Raw genomic sequence first — 17,829 nt, 5'->3', positions numbered from 1 at the left:
TGCCATGGAAACCATTGTGGCGAGGGAGCTTGCTCCCGCTCGGCTGCGCAGCAGTCGTAAACCTGCGAACGCGCTATGACTGAAAGAATCGGTTTGCTGGTTTCAGGGGGCGCTTCGCACCCAGCGGGAGCAAGCTCCCTCGCCACAGTTGACCGTGTTCACTGGAACTTACTTCTTCAGGTCTTCCGCGCCTTGCAGCGGCTCATCCCCGAGCAGCAGGTCCTTATCATGGCTGACCAGCTCTTCTTCGAACATGCGCCAGATGTGGTCGTCCTGAGTGCCCAGCAATTCGACAAAACGACGGCCTTCAATCTTGTCGCTCAATTGACCGATGTAGCGACCCTGCTCTGTTTCACTGCGGGCAAGGGTGATCTTGCGATCCTTTTCCGGCTGGGTCGGCGAGATCAGGTTCAGCTCAAGGGTTTCAGGTTGGCTGTTGCCGCTCAGGCGCAGGTCGACTTCGCCGGTCACGTCATCCAGGTGAACGCTGGCCCGCAGCAACAGGGTCTGGGCCAGCAGCTCACGATCAAGCGAGCGGTTGATGCCTTTGCCGGCCTCGTAGTAGTTGTCGTTGACCAGGTTGTCCGGGTTGTTCACCGCGATGGTCACCATGGACAGGGTCAACGTCACGGAACAAGCCAGGATGGCGATGATGATCCATGGCCAAAGATGCTTGTACCAAGGGCTTGCGGCGTTTGCTGCGGGCATGATCACTTCTCTCAACGAATTTGTGGGCCGATGAATCGGCTCTTGGCTTCAACGTGAATGCTGTCGTCGTCGGCATCCTTGAGGATGAATTTCACCTCGTTGGTGCTCGACGGCAGTTTTTCCGGTGCCATGGACAGTTCCACTGGCTGGCTGAAAATCTCCCCGGCGGCGACTTTGATCTCGCGCTTGCCTTGCAGCTTGAGGTCCGGCAGACCGGAGGCTTCCAGTACATAGGTATGGTCGCGCTGGTCTTTGTTCATGATCTTCAGGCTGTAGACGTTCTCGATCCGGCCTTCGGCGTTCTCGCGATACAGCACGCGGTCCTTACTGACGTCGAAACCGACCAGTGAACGCATGAAGAACGCGCCCGCCAGCAAGCCCATCATGGCCAGCAACACCAGGGCATAGCCGATCAGCCGTGGGCGCAGTTTATGGGTTTTTTGCCCGGACAGGTTGTGCTCGGTGGTGTAGCTGATCAACCCGCGCGGGTAGTCCATCTTGTCCATGATGCTGTCGCAGGCATCGATGCACGCCGCGCAGCCGATGCATTCAATTTGCAGACCGTCGCGAATGTCGATGCCGGTCGGGCAGACCTGGACACACATGGTGCAATCGATGCAATCGCCCAGGCCCAGAGCCTTGTAGTCGACGCCTTTCTTGCGCGGGCCGCGGCTTTCACCACGGCGAGGATCGTAGGACACGATCAGCGTGTCCTTGTCGAACATCACGCTCTGGAAGCGCGCATACGGGCACATGTAAATGCACACTTGCTCACGCAACCAGCCGGCGTTGCCGTAGGTGGCGAGGGTGAAGAAACCGACCCAGAAATACGACCAGCCATCCGCTTCGCCGGTGAAGAAGTCGATGGTCAGTTCGCGAATGGGCGAGAAGTACCCGACGAAGGTCATGCCGGTGACGAAGCCGATCAACAGCCACATCGAGTGTTTGCTGAGTTTGCGCAGGAATTTGTTGGCGCTCATCGGCGCCTTGTCGAGCTTGATGCGCTGGTTGCGGTCGCCTTCGGTGACCTTTTCGCACCACATGAAAATCCACGTCCAGACGCTTTGCGGGCAGGTATAACCGCACCACACCCGACCGGCGTACACGGTAATGAAGAACAGGCCGAAGGCGCTGACGATCAGGATCCCGGAGAGCAGGATGAAATCCTGGGGCCAGAAGGTCGCGCCAAAGATGAAGAATTTGCGTTCCGGCAGGTTCCACCAGACGGCTTGATGACCGCCCCAGTTCAGCCAGACCGTACCGAAATACAGCAGAAACAACCCGGCACCGCCCATCATCCGCAGGTTGCGGAACAGGCCGGTGAAGGCACGGGTGTAGATTTTTTCTCGAGAGGCGTAAAGATCGACGCTGTTGTTTGCGTCTTTGGCAGGCGGTGTGACGTCGTGTACCGGAATCTGATTGCTCATCATTGCATCCCACGGCAGTGGAAAAATGCCTCGGTCAGTACATGCCGACCGCGGTCAAAAAGAGGTGTTGCAGTGGCGCAATGATACGCCTGTCGCTCTGGCTCAAGGGTGCGACCTTTGGTCGCGTTGGGCAAATTCAATTGATGGTGTAGTGACTTGAATCAATTGACTTGTGGATTATGGACGGTTTTTCGTGATGTAGAGTCAGAGGAAGGGGCGATTCCTGGCCGGTGCGTGGCCGACGGGAGCAGAACTGCTGACCTCAGTCATGCCACAAGCCTGCCGCAGCACTTTACGCCATGGTCGCCGTCATTTCAGGCGCCGTTTTGAAACTTGCAATGCGTTGAACTAATCAACTTGAGGTTGGGTAAGTTGTTGTTTTTGGCGTGCAGCGGAAATATATTTATTTAATTGGTCTTTATGAGTTGTTTGAAGTTTTTGTCTGTTTCTAATAAGTTGATTGGGTGCGGTTTGTTAGTTGCGCACTTTATCTAATACTAATGGAAACGGAATTCTATGATTTCTAAGAAAGTTAAGCGGTTTGTGCTGGGCGTGTGCCTGCTGTCTATGGCGCCTTTGGCCTATTCAATCGAAGGTGCCCCACGTCATATGATCTTCGCTTCGGATACGCAGTACCCGTGGACGGACAAACTCGACCGCAGGGAACCCGAGTCCGATGCGGATTTCAATACACGTTCAAAATGGCTGGTGGAGACTCAGTTTGCGAGTATTGCCGACTTCCGCAAGAACCATGCGCAATCCCACGTGCCGCTGATGATCAATGGCGACATCACCGCTTTCGGTCACGGCTGGCAGCGCTCTTACATGAACTCGATGTTGAAAAAATACTTCAATGGCGATTTCTTGTATGGCCTGGGTAACCACGACTATGAGAACAACGTGGATGATTGCTTCAGCAATAACTGTGCGGCCGGCAGTATCGTGGAGTTTAAAGAGCACCATGAAAATAAGGTTGATAATTTTGATTTGAAAATTACCGGCAATTTTCTGAGTCGGCTGTATTCCGGCAGTCTCGCCTATTCCAAGAACATAGGGGACGTCCATATGGTGCAACTCAATAATGAGCCGACCTATGCCACCAGGATTGCTCATGCGTTAAACCCGACGACGTTCGACATCACCAGTACCCTGGATTGGCTTGAAAACGATTTGAGAGTCGCTCGGACTCAGGGTTACGCCATCATTATCAACATGCACAAGCCACACGAAATGATGGGTGACAGTGAGCAAACACGGCGCTTTTATCAGATGATCAGGAAGTATGAGGTCACGGCCATCTTCGCCGGCCATCTCCATGATCAAGGTGGTGATGCCTATGAAGTGAATGGCGTGCCGATGTACCTGAGCGGTGCCACTTCTCAGCAAACCTACCTGGTTGCCAGTTTCTCGGAGGATCGCAAGCAGTTGCAGATCAACCTGGTGAAGGACAACCAATGGCAGAGCCGAAAGCTGTTGGATACGGTACCGGTAAAATCGATCTGGGCCAGTCGCCCATGAAAAAGGCCCCGCCAGATCACTGGCGGGGCCTTGTTTGTTACGTCAGGCGTTGGCCTTACTGAGCGTCTTCCGCCGGCGCTTTCTCACCGTGAGAAAGGCTGTAGACGTAAGCGGCCAGCAGGTGAACCTTGTCGTTGCCTTGCAGCTGTTCTTGCGCAGGCATCTGGCCCTGACGGCCGTAACGGATGGTCTGCTGCAGTTGAGCGAAGCTCGAACCGTAGATGAACGCAGCCGGGTGAGTCAGGTTCGGCGCGCCCATGGCTGGCGTGCCTTTGCCTTCCGGACCGTGGCACACCGCGCAGTTGGCGGCGAACAGCTTCTGACCGGCAACCGGATCGGCCTTGGTGCCTTCCGGCAGCTTGCGGCCATCGAGGTTGATCAGTACGAACGAAGCAACGTCCGCAACGCCTTGCTCGCCGATCACGTCAGCCCATGCCGGCATGACCGCGTGGCGGCCACCCATAATGGTGGTCTTGATGGTTTCTGCCTCACCGCCCCAGCGCCAGTCGGCGTCGGTCAGGTTAGGGAAGCCATAAGCGCCCTTGGCGTCGGAGCCGTGGCAGACCGAGCAGTTGGAGGCGAACAGGCGGCCACCCATCTTCAGGGCTTGCGGGTCCTTGGCGACTTCTTCAATCGGCATCGAAGCGAACTTGGCGAAGATCGGGCCGAACTTGGCGTCCGACTTGGCCATTTCCTTTTCCCACTCGTGAACGCCGGTCCAGCCGGTCTGGCCGTTGGCGAACGCGGTCTGCTTCTCGTTATCCAGGTAGTTGTAACCCGGCAACAGGCCTTTCCAGTTACCCAGGCCCGGGTACAGCACCAGATAGCCCAGGGCGAAGATGATGGTGCCCACGAACAGCATGAACCACCATTTCGGCAGTGGGTTGTCGTACTCCTCGATCCCGTCGAAGGAGTGGCCAACCGTTTCTTCGGTGGCTTCGCTGCGCTGGCCCTTGCGGGTGGACAGCAGCAGCCAGGTCAGGGCGAAGATCGTGCCGAGACTGAGGACTGTGACGTACAGACTCCAGAACGTAGTCATTCTTTGTTACTCCTAGAAGCTTGCTCGACGTGCTTGATGGCTTCGGGATCATCCGCGAAAGGCAGCAAGGTCGCGTCTTCAAACTCCGACTTGCGCTTGGGGCTGAATACCCACAACGCCAGACCGATGAAGGCCACCATCACAACAACGGTGCCCAGGCCACGAATCATCCCGATATCCATCTAAATCACCGTTTGCTTTTGATGATGGTGCCCAGGCCTTGCAGATAGGCCACCAGCGCGTCCATTTCGGTTTTGCCCTTCACAGCATCCTTGGCGCCGGCGATGTCTTCGTCGGTGTAAGGGACGCCGAGCGTGCGCAAGACTTCCATTTTCTTGGCGGTGTCTTTGCCGTCGAGCTTGTTTTCCACGAGGAACGGGTAGGCCGGCATTTTCGACTCGGGCACTACGTTGCGCGGGTTGTACAAATGCGCACGCTGCCAGTCATCGGAGTAACGACCGCCGACACGGGCCAGGTCCGGACCGGTACGCTTGGAACCCCACAGAAACGGGTGGTCCCAGACGCTTTCACCGGCTACCGAGTAGTGGCCGTAACGTTCGGTTTCAGCACGGAACGGGCGGATCATCTGCGAGTGGCAGCCGACACAACCGTTGGCGATGTAAATGTCGCGGCCTTCCAGTTCAAGGGCGGTGCGAGGCTTCATGCCTTCGACCGGCTTGTTGGTGACGTCCTGGAAAAACAGCGGAACGATCTGGGTCAGGCCGCCGACGCTGACGGCGATAACCATGAAGAAGGCCAGCAGGCCAATATTCTTCTCGACTGCTTCATGCTTCATCAGTGAGCTCCAACTACAGCAATCTGTTCAGCAGCTTTGGCTTCAGCCGGGTTCGAGGCACGTACGGTACGCCATACGTTGTAGGCCATGAACAGCATGCCGCTGGCGAAGAACGCACCGCCCAGGGCGCGAACGATGAAACCAGGATGGCTGGCTTGCAGGGCTTCGACGAACGAGTAGGTGAGGGTGCCGTCGTCGTTGATTGCACGCCACATCAGACCCTGGGTGATGCCGTTGACCCACATCGAAGCGATGTACAGAACGGTACCGATGGTCGCGAGCCAGAAATGCGTGTTGATCAGGCCGATGCTGTGCATCTGCGCGCGACCGAACAGTTTCGGGATCATGTGGTAGATGGCGCCGATCGAGATCATCGCAACCCAGCCCAAGGCACCGGCGTGTACGTGGCCGATGGTCCAGTCGGTGTAGTGCGACAGCGAGTTCACGGTCTTGATGGCCATCATCGGGCCTTCAAAGGTCGACATGCCGTAGAAGGCCAGCGACACCACCAGGAAGCGCAGGATCGGGTCGGTGCGCAGCTTATGCCAGGCGCCCGAGAGGGTCATCATGCCGTTGATCATGCCGCCCCAGCTTGGCGCCAGCAGGATGATCGACATCGCCATGCCCAGCGACTGAGCCCAGTCCGGCAGCGCGGTGTAGTGCAGGTGGTGCGGACCGGCCCAGATGTACAGGGTGATCAGCGCCCAGAAGTGCACGATCGACAGGCGATAGGAGTAGATCGGACGCTCGGCCTGCTTCGGAACGAAGTAGTACATCATCCCCAGGAAGCCGGTGGTCAGGAAGAAACCGACCGCGTTGTGGCCGTACCACCACTGGATCATTGCGTCAGTCGCACCGGCGTAGGCCGAGTAGGACTTGAAGAAACTGACCGGCAGGGACGCGTGGTTGACGATGTGCAGCATCGCCGTCACGACGATGAAGGCACCGTAGAACCAGTTACCCACATAGATGTGCTTGGTATTGCGCTTGGTGATGGTGCCGAAGAACACCAGACCGTAGGACACCCAGACGATGGCCAGCAGAATAGCCAGGGGCCATTCCAGTTCCGCGTACTCCTTGGTGGTGGTGTAACCCAGCGGCAAGGTAATGATCGCGCCGACGATCACCGCTTGCCAACCCCAGAAGGTGAAGGCCGCGAGGCTGTCGGAAATCAGTCGCGTTTGGCAGGTTCGCTGCACGACGTAATAAGAAGTGGCAAACAGAGCACAACCACCGAAGGCGAAAATCACCAGGTTGGTGTGCAACGGGCGTAAGCGTCCAAAAGTCGTCCACGGCAGACCGAAGTTCAATTCCGGCCATACAAGCTGTGAGGCGATGAAGACACCAAGCCCCATGCCAAGGATCCCCCAGACCACCGTCATGATGGCGAACTGGCGGACTACCTTATAGTTATAAGCAGTCGGACTGATTGCTGTGCTCATTCTAAGGTTCCACGGTTTGGGTGTTTTATTAGGAGTAAAAATCGGCCGCAAGTATGTAGAAAGCGGGGGGTCATTGCAACGCGCCATGACCTGGGTCAATGCTTTCAAAAGCTGATTCTGCGGCCTTTCCATGCGCCGCGTAAGGACAAAATTGACCTCGGACAAAATGTCGCAGCGAACGAAAAGGGTGAGGGGGGCAGGTCAGTTGTTACGGGGTGTGTTCAAACACAACGATCGGGTGACCGACGGCAATTGGCACGACAGCCGGTATCTACCAGCCTTTGCGGCCTGTCATCGAGCAGATTCGTTGAACACATCGGGCAAGGTCGACCTGGAACCGGCTCATGCCAGTCCGCATCGGAGCAAGCTTAGACCCGAATCTGGTGAACCGAAAGGAGGACCAACGGAGGGGTGCGACACTTGGTCGCAAAGAGGCAGGGAACTGCCGCATCCGGGCGAATGCGGCAGTAGAGCGGTCGAGATTTATTCGCGTTTGCCTTCTGCTTGCAAACGCTCGGTGCTCAGACCGTGGGACAGGCTGTAAACGTAAGCGGCCAACAGTTGCACCTTGTCGTTGCCGAGCAGTTCATTCTGCGCCGGCATATGGCCCTGACGGCCATGGCGGATGGTCTGCTGAAGTTGCGCCAGGCTTGTACCGTAGATGAACCCGGCCGGTTGCGTCAGGTTCGGCGCGCCCATGGCTTCAGTACCTTTGCCGTTTGCACCATGACAGGCTACGCACGTGGTGCTGAACGCTTGCTGTCCGGCTTGCAGGTCGGCGGTGTCGCCAGCCGGCAATGGCAGGCCCGCCAGTTCATGACGTACATACGCGGCCACGTTCTTCACACCGGCCTCACCGAGGATTTCCCCCCAGGCCGGCATTGCCGCCATGCGACCGCCCATGATCGTGGTCTTGATCATCTCGGCGTCACCGCCCCAGCGCCAGGTGCTATCGGCCAGGTTCGGGAAGCCGAAAGCGCCCTTGGCATCCGAGCCGTGGCACACCGAGCAGTTGGACGCGAACAGACGACCGCCCATTTTCAGCGCTTGCGGGTCCTTCGCCACTTCTTCAACGGGCATGGCCGCGAATTTGGCGAAGATCGGCCCAAACCTGGCGTCTGCCTTGTTCATCTCCTTTTCCCATTCGTGGACGCCGGTCCAGCCGTCCTCGTAACCCGGCAGGACGCCTTTCCAGTTGCCCAGGCCCGGATAAAGAATCAGGTAGCCCACGGCAAACACCAGCGTGCCGGCGAACAGCATGAACCACCACTGCGGCAGCGGATTGTCGTACTCCTCGATGCCGTCGAAGCTGTGGCCCATGGTCTGGTCGACACTGCCCTTGGTTTCACCCTTGCGGGTGCCGACCAGCAGCCAGGTCAGGCCGATCAGGCTGCCGATAGTCAGTACGCAGATCCACGTACTCCAGAAGGTGGTCATGGCCGGGTACTCCTTGTTTCAGGTTCTTGGGTGGCGTCGTCGGCCAAGGGTTCATCGGCGAACGGCAGCAAACGCGCTTCGGCGAATTCCGGGTTGCGCTTGCTGTTGAACACCCATAGCGTCAGGCCGACGAAGGCCACGAACACCACGACCGTGCCCAGGCCGCGGATCATTCCACTGCTTATCTCGCTCACTATTTCGAAGGGCATGGTCATGGCTCACCTCTTGCTCTTGATGGCAGTGCCGAGCACTTGCAGATAAGAAACGAGTGCGTCCATTTCGGTTTTGCCCTTGAGGCTGGCGACCGCGCCGCTGATGTCGTCATCGCTGTATGGCACGCCAAGGGTGCGCATGGTGCGGATCTTGGTTTCGGTGTGGCTGCTGTCGACCGCTTGCGTGACCAGCCATGGGTAGCCAGGCATTTTCGACTCAGGCACCACGTTGCGCGGGTTGTACAAGTGCGCACGGTGCCAGTCATCCGAGTAACGTGCGCCGACCCGGGCCAGATCCGGACCGGTACGCTTGGAGCCCCAGAGGAACGGGTGATCCCACACGCTTTCCCCTGCCACCGAGTAGTGCCCGTAGCGTTCGGTCTCGGCACGGAACGGCCGGATCATCTGCGAGTGGCAACCGACACAGCCTTCGCGGATGTAAATGTCGCGACCTTCCAGTTGCAGGGCGGTGTAGGGCTTCATGCCTTCCACCGGTTTGTTGGTCACGTCCTGGAAGAACAGCGGGACGATCTGGGTCAGACCGCCGATGCTCACCGCCAGAACCATCAGCAGCATCAGCAGGCCGACGTTTTTCTCGATTGTTTCGTGTTTCATGGCGGACTCCTCAGGCCATCTGCGCGGCAGCGGCGACTTCGGCAGGCTGCGAGGCCCGCACGGTGCGCCAGGTGTTGTAAGCCATCAGGAACATCCCGCTGAGGAAGATCGCACCGCCCACCAGTCGCACGACGAAGCCTGGGTGGCTGGCCACCAGGGTTTCGACGAAGGAGTAGGTCAGCGTGCCGTCTTCGTTGACTGCGCGCCACATGAGGCCCTGGGCGATGCCGTTGACCCACATCGAAGCGATGTAGAGCACGGTGCCGATGGTCGCGAGCCAGAAGTGCGCATTGATCAGGCCGATGCTGTACATCTGCGGGCGACCGAAGATTTTCGGGATCATGTGGTACAGCGCGCCGATGGAAATCATCGCCACCCAACCGAGGGCGCCGGCGTGAACGTGGCCAATGGTCCAGTCGGTGTAGTGGGAGAGGGCGTTGACCGTTTTGATGGCCATCATCGGCCCTTCAAAGGTCGACATGCCGTAGAACGCCAGGGACACGACAAGGAAGCGCAGGATCGGGTCGCTGCGCAATTTATGCCAGGCGCCCGAGAGCGTCATCATCCCGTTGATCATCCCGCCCCAGCTTGGTGCCAGCAGGATCAGCGACATCACCATGCCCAGCGACTGTGCCCAGTCTGGCAGCGCGGTGTAGTGCAAGTGGTGCGGACCGGCCCAGATGTACAGGGTGATCAGCGCCCAGAAGTGCACGATCGACAAGCGATAGGAGTACACCGGGCGCTCAGCCTGTTTCGGCACGAAGTAGTACATCATCCCGAGGAAACCGGCGGTGAGGAAAAAGCCCACGGCGTTGTGGCCGTACCACCACTGGACCATGGCATCGGTGGCACCGGCATAGACCGAGTAGGACTTGGTGAAACTCACCGGCAGCTCAACGTTGTTGACGATGTGCAGAATCGCCACGGTGATGATGAACGCACCGAAGAACCAGTTGCCGACGTAGATGTGCTTGGTCTTGCGCTTGGCCAGCGTACCGAAGAACACAATGGCATAGGCGACCCAGACGATGGTGATCAGGATGTCGATCGGCCACTCCAGCTCGGCGTATTCCTTGGAGCTGGTGTAACCCAGCGGCAGGCTGATGGCCGCCAGCAGGATCACCAGTTGCCAGCCCCAGAAGCAGAACGCGGCGATTTTCGGCGCGAACAACTGGGTCTGACAGGTGCGTTGCACCGAATAGAACGAACTGGCGAACAGGGCGCAACCGCCGAAGGCGAAGATCACCGCGTTGGTGTGCAGAGGGCGCAACCGGCCGAAACTGGTCCACGGCAAATCGAAGTTGAGTTCAGGCCAGACCAATTGGGCTGCGAGAAAAACCCCGAGCCCCATGCCGACGATGCCCCACACCACCGTCATAATGGCGAATTGGCGGACCACCTTGTAGTTGTAGGCGGTACTGATAGAAGTGTTCATGGTTCCCCATCCACGGTTCAGCCGAAGTGAAGGCGTTTGCGCAAGGCAACGCTCCCTTCGCCTGGAGTTATAGGCAGACTAAAAGCGAGGCAAGCATGGACAAAGAGCACAAGGCCAGTATTGACGGGGATCAATGGGCGCGGTGTGTGCGGGAACATGGATGGTTGTGGAATGAGGCGGCTTCAAAGTCTTCGGCGGATCCTGTGACGCTGATTCTCGCCCATGGCGCCGGTGCGCCAATGGACAGCGTCTGGATGAACGACATGGCTGCACGCCTCGCCGATCAAGGCGTCAACGTGTTGCGCTTCGAGTTTCCGTACATGGCGCAGCGGCGTGTCGACGGGGGCAAGCGCCCACCGAATCCGGCGCCGAAACTGCTGGAGTGCTGGCGTGAGGTCTACGCCGAGGTGCGACGCCATGCCGCTGGGCGTCTGGCGATTGGCGGCAAGTCCATGGGCGGGCGGATGGCCAGTCTTTTGGCGGATGAGCTGGGGGCGGATGCGTTGGTGTGCCTGGGTTATCCGTTTTATGCGGTGGGTAAACCGGAGAAACCTCGGGTCGAACATTTGGCCGGGCTCAAGACCCGGACGTTGATCGTACAGGGCGAGCGCGATGCCCTGGGCAATCGCGAGGCGGTCGAAGGTTATGCGTTGGCGCCGGGCATCGAGGTGTTCTGGCTGGTGGCAGGGGATCATGACTTGAAGCCGTTGAAGGCTTCCGGGTTGACCCATGAGCAGCATTTGGCTTCGGCGGCGAGTCGGGTGGCTGCATTTCTTCAGTGAAAGAGGTGGTGCCCGTTTGGGCCGCTTCGCGGGCAAACCCGCTCCCCACTTTTTATTGTGTTGTGAGTGAGATCTTCAACACCGAAAACTTATGGGGGCGGGGTTGTGTCTGATTATTTTGAGTGTTTAAAAGTCACGGAGTGCTTTCCCTTTGTGCGTCTGGCATTTGCGTTGAAGGCCGCAGTCTTTTCATGGTGAATGTGCCTTTTGGATTCAGACGATAACCATGGCTTTTGAACAGGGCTTCGAATGTGCCTTCGACGATGTCTGTCACGGGATCGTAGTTGATAATGTTCAGCGTGGCAGAGTCTGCATCCACCGTTCGAAAGCCATTGAAGCCGGGAGGCGCGGGAATCCAGTGGCCATGGAGAAAGCTCAGCCCGTTATCTAGCGTATAGACACCTGGCAGTGCATCGTCACCGTTGTAGGGTAGCGTCATACTGAAAACAAACGTGTTTTCCTCCGCAGCCGTACCCATTCCTCCACCAATAGACCAATAAAACTCACCGAAAAATTCACCTTGGTAAAAATCACTGAATTCTGCAGTTTTCTTGATGGTTCCGTATTTCCACTGAAAGATGTTTTCGTTTGCGAACGTTGCGCATTTTTTAGGGATAAAGGTCGCGTGGGTTGTCATGATGAAATCCTTTTGCTGGTAAGAGTTCGGTAGCCATTGTCCGATGGACAAAGCGACCGTCTCCTTGATAAGCCTCCTGGGTTTTTTCGACTACTGTCAGAACTGACAGGTGCCTCCTTGAAAACATTTCACGATTTGCAAAAATAAAAAAACCCGGAGGTTTTCACCGTCCGGGTTTTTGTCTTTCCAGTGACTGTCAGCGGTTAAACCGCTCCACCAACGAATACTGGGTATTCGCCGTCTTGGTCAGCTCTTCACTCAACAGCGCCGAGTGCTGTGCCTGTTCCGACGTCTGGTCAGCCAGCTGCGAGATGTTGCTGATGTTGCGGCTGATCTCTTCAGCCACCGCACTTTGCTCTTCGGTCGCCGCCGCAATCTGGGTGGTCATGTCGGTGATGTTGGCCACCGCTTCGCTGATCCCTACCAGCGCCTGATCCGCTTCCAGTACCCGCGCCACGCCTTCTTCAGCCTGACGATGCCCGGCTTCCATGGTTTGCACTGCGGTGCTGGCGGTTTGTTGCAGCTTGGCGATCAGGGCGTGAATCTGTCCGGTGGATTCGCTGGTGCGTTGCGCCAGTTGACGCACTTCGTCAGCCACCACGGCAAAACCACGGCCCATCTCGCCGGCACGGGCCGCTTCGATGGCGGCGTTCAGGGCCAGCAGGTTGGTCTGGTCGGCGATGCCCTTGATGACATCGACCACGCCACCGATTTCGTCGCTGTCCTTGGCCAGCTGGGTTACGGTCATCCCGGTTTCACCGACCACCACCGACAAGCGCTGGATGGCTTCGCGGGTTTCCCCGGCGATGTCGCGACCGCGACCGGTCAGGCGATTGGCTTCCTGGGTCGCATCGGCGGTGCGCTGCACGTGGCTGGCGACTTCCTGCGTGGTGGCGGCCATCTGATTGACGGCGGTGGCCACTTGCTCGGTTTCGACGCGTTGACGTTCCAGGCCCGTGGAACTGTTGTGGGCCAGGGTGTCGGACTGCCTGGCTTGTTCGGTCAGGTGCTCGGCGGTGTCCTGCAGGCGGGTCAGGCAGGTTTTCAGACGTGCTTCCTGGCTGAGAATCGACATCTCCAGACGTGCCTGGGCGCCACGACTGTCGGTGTACATCTGCGCGATCAACGGGTCGGAGGTGGTTTGCCCCGCTAGCACCAGCAAGCGCTTGAGGCCGCGCTGTTGCCAGCTCAAGCCCAGCAAACCCAGCGGCACCGACAGGCCGGCGGCCAGGGCGAAACCCCAGTGGGAGTTGAGCGACGCACCGATCATGAAGCTCAGTTGACTGACCAGAATGAACGGCACCCAGTCCTGAAGGACTGGCAGCCATTTGTCTGTCGAAGGAATGGCCGACTTGCCCTGGTTGATGCGTTGGTAGAGCGCCTCGGCACGGCGGATCTGCTCGGCGGTGGGTTTGATCCGCACCGATTCGTAGCCGATCACCTGATTGCCTTCGAACACCGGTGTGACATAGGCGTTAACCCAGTAGTGGTCACCGGTCTTGCAGCGATTCTTGACAATGCCCATCCATGGCAAGCCTTGTTTCAGTGTGCCCCACATGTGCGCGAACACCGCCGCCGGAACGTCGGGGTGACGGACCAGGTTATGCGGCGCACGGATCAGTTCTTCACGAGAAAATCCGCTGATTTCGACGAAGGCGTCGTTGCAGTAGGTGATCACGCCCTTGGCATCGGTGGTGGAAATCAACCGTTGCTGAGCCGGAAAGGTCCGTTCGCGTTGTGTGGTGGGCTGGTTGTTACGCATGGCTTTTTCAATCCGCAAGGCTTTGAGAGGTTGTCGGCGGCGTCAGGAATTTATTGAAAATATTTTTCAATAATCAGTGGCGCGTCGCAAAACGGCCATTGCATCAGCCGGCGAGCATCGGGTACGTGAACAGTGCGAAATGCAGCAGGTTCAAGCCGAAATGGGTGGCGATGGCCGCCCCCAATCCGCCGAAACGGTAGGCCAGACCATAGCCGACACCTGCCAGACCCGCCAGCAGCACCCATTGCCAACCCGCGCCCGCATGCGCCACGCCGAACAACAGCGAGGCGAGCAGCAATGCCAGGTTTTCACCGTAGGGCAGGTGTTTGAAGTGCCGGCTCAGCCCACCCTGGACGTAACCGCGAAACAGCGCTTCCTCGACCAGCGTCACCAGCAGCAGATTGTTCAGCACCCACAGCCCGGCTTGGTCCGGCCACTTCGGCGCCCAACTGATCATCCCCAGCAAGAGTGCGCCACCCAAGGCCAGGACGGCGCTCAGGGGCAGGGCGAGTGCGGTGGCATAAACCGAAAGGCGCAAAGAGCGCCGGCCGACAATCCACGGACACACCAGTAACAGCCAAAAGCCGATCAGGGGCTTGTCCTGATTCAGGTACATGGTAAACGGCGCGGCATCGTCGGTGATGCGATGCGGGTCGATGCCACGACCGTTGTAGAAACCGGGCAGCCAATGCATCGCCAGGGCCACGGCGAGGATGATGAACACGCCGTGACCGAGGAAGCGAGCGATGGGGATTTTTTGCTGACGGACCGCGAAACCAGCGACGAGCAGCAATGCGACGGAGATGCCGGCCAGCCAGCCGAGGTGGCCGTAGGTCAGGGCGAGGGTGTAGCCGAGGGAGAGAAGGGCCAGGTATGTCCATGGCAGGGCGAGCATAAATTAGTCCTTTGAGGCTGAAGCGCTTTTGTGGCGAGGGAGCTTGCTCCCGCTGGGGTGCGAAGCAGCCCCAAACCCGGTGACCCGATACTTCAATCAGATCGCATCGGCTGTTTTACGACTGCTTCGCAGTCGAGCGGGAGCAAGCTCCCTCGCCACAAAGTGTGCACTGTTTGCGGGGCGCGATTATAAACAGGCCCCAACAAAAACACCGCCCGAAGGCGGTGTCTGTGTCGGCAGGCGGTTACGACGCAATCAACTGCCGCAACACGTAATGCAAAATCCCCCCTGACTTGAAGTATTCCACTTCATTGAGCGTATCGATCCGGCACAGCACCTCGACTTTCTCGCGGCTGCCGTTCTCGCGGGTGATGATGAGTGTCAGGTTCATCCGCGGCGTCAACTCGACGCCGGTCAACCCAAGGATATCCAGCGTCTCCTTGCCGGTCAGGTTCAGGCTCTTGCGGTTCTGATCCAGCTTGAACTGCAACGGCAGCACGCCCATGCCCACCAGGTTGGAACGGTGAATCCGCTCGAAGCTTTCGGCGATGACCGCTTTCACGCCCAGCAGATTAGTGCCCTTGGCCGCCCAGTCGCGGCTCGAACCGGTGCCGTATTCCTGACCGGCGATCACCACCAGCGGCGTGCCCGACGCTTGATAGCGCATGGCCGCGTCGTAGATCGGCATCCTTTCCCCGGTCGGGATGTAGATCGTGTTGCCGCCTTCTTCACCGCTGAGCATTTCGTTGCGAATGCGGATGTTGGCGAAAGTGCCGCGCATCATCACTTCGTGATTGCCGCGACGGGAACCATAGGAGTTGAAGTCCCGCGGCTCCACGCCTTTATCGCGCAGGTATTGACCGGCCGGACTGTCCGCCTTGATGTTGCCGGCGGGGGAGATGTGGTCGGTGGTCACCGAGTCGCCCAGCAGCGCAAGGACCCTGGCGCCGGAAACGTCCTTGACCACCGGCGGTGGACCGCCGATGTCATCGAAGAACGGTGGATGCTGGATGTAAGTCGAATCGTCCTGCCAGACATACGTCGCTGCCTGCGGCACTTCAATCGCTTGCCATTGCTCGTCGCCGGCAAACACCTCGGCGTATTCCTTGTGGAACATGGCGGTGTTGACCTGACTCACGGCGTCGGCAATCTCTTGGGTGCTCGGCCAGATGTCCCGCAGGTACACCGGATTGCCATCCTTGTCGTTACCCAGCGGTTCGCTGCTGATGTCGGTCCGCACCGTGCCGGCCAACGCATAGGCGACGACCAGCGGCGGGGAGGCCAGCCAGTTGGTTTTCACCAGCGGATGCACGCGGCCTTCGAAGTTGCGGTTGCCCGACAGCACCGAGGCGACGGTCAGGTCTGCGGCCTGGATGGCTTTTTCAATCGGCTCCGGCAAGGGGCCGGAGTTGCCGATGCAAGTGGTGCAGCCATAGCCGACCAAGTCAAAACCCAGCTCATTCAGATACGGGGTCAGGCCGGCAGCCTTGTAGTAGTCGGTGACCACTTTCGAGCCAGGGGCCAACGAACTCTTGACCCACGGTTTGCGCTTGAGGCCTTTTTCCACGGCTTTTTTCGCCACCAGACCGGCGGCCATCATCACGCTCGGGTTGGAGGTGTTGGTGCAAGAGGTGATCGCGGCGATCACCACCGCGCCGTTTTTCAACCGATAGGTCTGGCCGTCGTATTCGTAGTCGGCTTCGCCCGCCAGATCGGCATTGCCCACCGCGACGCCACCGCCGCCTTCACTTTCGAGGCGACCGACTTCCTTGCTGGTGGGTTTGAATTGCAGGTCGATGAAATCACTGAACGCTTGCGCGACATTTGGCAGCGAAACCCTGTCCTGTGGGCGTTTAGGCCCGGCCAGGCTGGCTTCGACGCTGGCCATGTCCAGTGCCAGGGTGTCGGTGAACACCGGTTCCTGGCCCGGCAGTCGCCACAGGCCCTGAGCTTTGCTGTAGGCCTCGACCAGTTTCACGGTGGCCAGTGGGCGACCCGAGAGCCGCAGATACTCCAGCGTGATGTCGTCGACCGGGAAGAAGCCGCAGGTGGCGCCGTATTCCGGGGCCATGTTGGCGATGGTCGCGCGGTCGGCCAGCGGCAGGTCGGCAAGGCCGTCGCCATAGAATTCGACGAACTTGCCGACGACGCCTTTCTTGCGCAGCATCTGCGTGACGGTCAGCACCAGGTCGGTGGCGGTGATGCCTTCCTTGAGCTTGCCGGTGAGTTTGAAGCCGATCACTTCCGGAATCAGCATCGATACCGGCTGGCCGAGCATCGCCGCTTCCGCTTCGATCCCGCCGACGCCCCAGCCGAGTACGCCGAGACCGTTGATCATGGTGGTGTGGGAGTCGGTGCCGACCAGGGTGTCGGGGAAGGCGTAGGTGCGGCCATCCTCGTCTTTGGTCCAGACCGTGCGACCGAGGTATTCCAGGTTGACCTGGTGGCAAATGCCCGTGCCCGGTGGCACCACGCTGAAGTTGTCGAAGGCGCTCTGGCCCCAGCGCAGGAACGCGTAGCGCTCACCGTTGCGCTGCATTTCGATGTCGACGTTCTGTTCGAAGGCGCTGGAACTGCCGAATTTGTCGACCATCACCGAGTGGTCGATCACCAGATCCACAGGGGAGAGCGGATTGATCCGCTGCGGGTCGCCACCGGCCTTGGCCATGGCGGCGCGCATGGCGGCCAGGTCGACCACGGCAGGCACGCCGGTAAAGTCCTGCATCAATACTCGTGCGGGGCGGTATTGAATTTCTCGGTCGGAGCGACGCTCCTTGAGCCAGGCGGCAATCGCCCGGAGGTCGGCGCCGGTGACGGTTTTTTCATCTTCCCAGCGCAGCAGGTTTTCCAGCAGCACTTTCAACGACATCGGCAGCTTGTCCAGGTCGCCCAGACTTTTGGCGGCATCGGGCAAGCTGAAATAGTGATAGGTCTTGTCGTCGACTTGCAGGGTTTTAAGGGTGTTCAGGCTATCGAGGGACGGCATTGCGATCACTCCTTTGAGTCCGCACGGCTACGGACTGAGGGGACGGACAGAGCTTTCAACCTAGCCCTGTTTGAATGTTAAAGCTAATAACTGGACTCTATGGCCAAGTCCAAGGTTCCGAACTCGGCTATCATGCGC

General features: G+C 58.8%; 16 protein-coding genes. 2 read left to right on the top strand and 14 right to left on the bottom strand.

Features of this window, described 5'->3' with window-relative positions; translation table 11 throughout:
• Positions 1–168: 168 nt before the first annotated feature.
• Positions 169–708, bottom strand: coding sequence for a FixH family protein (locus tag RHP74_RS21000; RefSeq protein ID WP_010456420.1), 540 nt, complete (start codon positions 706–708; stop codon positions 169–171).
• Between the two features lie 11 nt (positions 709–719).
• On the bottom strand, positions 720–2,135 hold the full coding sequence (ccoG, locus tag RHP74_RS20995; protein ID WP_282411112.1) for a cytochrome c oxidase accessory protein CcoG: 1,416 nt from the start codon (positions 2,133–2,135) through the stop codon (positions 720–722).
• A gap of 516 nt (positions 2,136–2,651) precedes the next feature.
• Here ccoG and RHP74_RS20990 point away from each other — a divergent pair.
• Positions 2,652–3,653: a metallophosphoesterase gene (locus RHP74_RS20990; protein WP_311096230.1), complete on the top strand. Its 1,002-nt coding sequence runs from the start codon at positions 2,652–2,654 to the stop codon at positions 3,651–3,653.
• Positions 3,654–3,708: 55 nt separating this feature from the next.
• Here the strand turns inward: RHP74_RS20990 and ccoP (RHP74_RS20985) are convergent, their stop codons facing one another.
• The 8 genes from ccoP (RHP74_RS20985) to ccoN (RHP74_RS20950) all read right to left on the bottom strand — a co-directional run bounded on the left by ccoP (RHP74_RS20985) (position 3,709) and on the right by ccoN (RHP74_RS20950) (position 10,629).
• Complete coding sequence (gene ccoP / locus RHP74_RS20985) at positions 3,709–4,692, bottom strand: cytochrome-c oxidase, cbb3-type subunit III (RefSeq protein WP_010456414.1); 984 nt, start codon at positions 4,690–4,692, stop codon at positions 3,709–3,711.
• Positions 4,689–4,874, bottom strand: a complete 186-nt coding sequence (locus tag RHP74_RS20980; RefSeq protein WP_003175465.1) for a CcoQ/FixQ family Cbb3-type cytochrome c oxidase assembly chaperone — start codon at positions 4,872–4,874, stop codon at positions 4,689–4,691. Before RHP74_RS20980 ends, ccoP (RHP74_RS20985) begins: the two co-directional genes overlap by 4 nt.
• Before the next feature lie 5 nt (positions 4,875–4,879).
• Entirely contained in the window at positions 4,880–5,488 is a 609-nt protein-coding gene (gene ccoO, locus RHP74_RS20975) for a cytochrome-c oxidase, cbb3-type subunit II (RefSeq protein WP_010456412.1), read from the bottom strand.
• Positions 5,488–6,930, bottom strand: a complete 1,443-nt coding sequence (gene ccoN, locus RHP74_RS20970) for a cytochrome-c oxidase, cbb3-type subunit I (protein ID WP_010456410.1) — start codon at positions 6,928–6,930, stop codon at positions 5,488–5,490. Before ccoN (RHP74_RS20970) ends, ccoO (RHP74_RS20975) begins: the two co-directional genes overlap by 1 nt.
• 483 nt (positions 6,931–7,413) lie before the next feature.
• Positions 7,414–8,367, bottom strand: a complete 954-nt coding sequence (gene ccoP, locus RHP74_RS20965; RefSeq protein WP_010456408.1) for a cytochrome-c oxidase, cbb3-type subunit III — start codon at positions 8,365–8,367, stop codon at positions 7,414–7,416.
• Positions 8,364–8,564 (bottom strand): cbb3-type cytochrome c oxidase subunit 3, encoded by a 201-nt coding sequence (locus tag RHP74_RS20960; RefSeq protein ID WP_102594714.1) that lies wholly within the window; start codon positions 8,562–8,564, stop codon positions 8,364–8,366. Before RHP74_RS20960 ends, ccoP (RHP74_RS20965) begins: the two co-directional genes overlap by 4 nt.
• Positions 8,565–8,585: 21 nt before the next feature.
• Complete coding sequence (gene ccoO, locus RHP74_RS20955; protein ID WP_010456405.1) at positions 8,586–9,194, bottom strand: cytochrome-c oxidase, cbb3-type subunit II; 609 nt, start codon at positions 9,192–9,194, stop codon at positions 8,586–8,588.
• Between the two features lie 10 nt (positions 9,195–9,204).
• Entirely contained in the window at positions 9,205–10,629 is a 1,425-nt protein-coding gene (ccoN, locus tag RHP74_RS20950; protein WP_010456403.1) for a cytochrome-c oxidase, cbb3-type subunit I, read from the bottom strand.
• Positions 10,630–10,724: 95 nt separating this feature from the next.
• Between ccoN (RHP74_RS20950) and RHP74_RS20945 the strand changes: the two genes are divergently transcribed.
• Positions 10,725–11,411: an alpha/beta family hydrolase gene (locus RHP74_RS20945; RefSeq protein ID WP_311096229.1), complete on the top strand. Its 687-nt coding sequence runs from the start codon at positions 10,725–10,727 to the stop codon at positions 11,409–11,411.
• Between the two features lie 133 nt (positions 11,412–11,544).
• On the opposite strand, the gene RHP74_RS20940 is transcribed toward RHP74_RS20945, so the two are convergent.
• The 4 genes from RHP74_RS20940 to acnA all read right to left on the bottom strand — a co-directional run bounded on the left by RHP74_RS20940 (position 11,545) and on the right by acnA (position 17,691).
• Entirely contained in the window at positions 11,545–12,048 is a 504-nt protein-coding gene (locus RHP74_RS20940) for a hypothetical protein (RefSeq protein ID WP_311096228.1), read from the bottom strand.
• A gap of 196 nt (positions 12,049–12,244) precedes the next feature.
• Positions 12,245–13,810: a PAS domain-containing methyl-accepting chemotaxis protein gene (locus RHP74_RS20935; RefSeq protein ID WP_010456398.1), complete on the bottom strand. Its 1,566-nt coding sequence runs from the start codon at positions 13,808–13,810 to the stop codon at positions 12,245–12,247.
• A gap of 103 nt (positions 13,811–13,913) precedes the next feature.
• Complete coding sequence (locus RHP74_RS20930) at positions 13,914–14,705, bottom strand: CPBP family intramembrane glutamic endopeptidase (RefSeq protein ID WP_288109767.1); 792 nt, start codon at positions 14,703–14,705, stop codon at positions 13,914–13,916.
• Positions 14,706–14,949: 244 nt separating this feature from the next.
• On the bottom strand, positions 14,950–17,691 hold the full coding sequence (gene acnA, locus RHP74_RS20925) for an aconitate hydratase AcnA (protein ID WP_311096227.1): 2,742 nt from the start codon (positions 17,689–17,691) through the stop codon (positions 14,950–14,952).
• Positions 17,692–17,829 lie beyond the last annotated feature (138 nt).

The organism is Pseudomonas sp. SG20052 (assembly GCF_031766055.1).
In the GTDB taxonomy this organism is placed as follows: domain Bacteria; phylum Pseudomonadota; class Gammaproteobacteria; order Pseudomonadales; family Pseudomonadaceae; genus Aquipseudomonas; species Aquipseudomonas mandelii.
The sequence above is the reverse complement of the archived record's forward strand: the minus strand, read 5'-3'. Positions and strand labels throughout refer to the sequence as shown.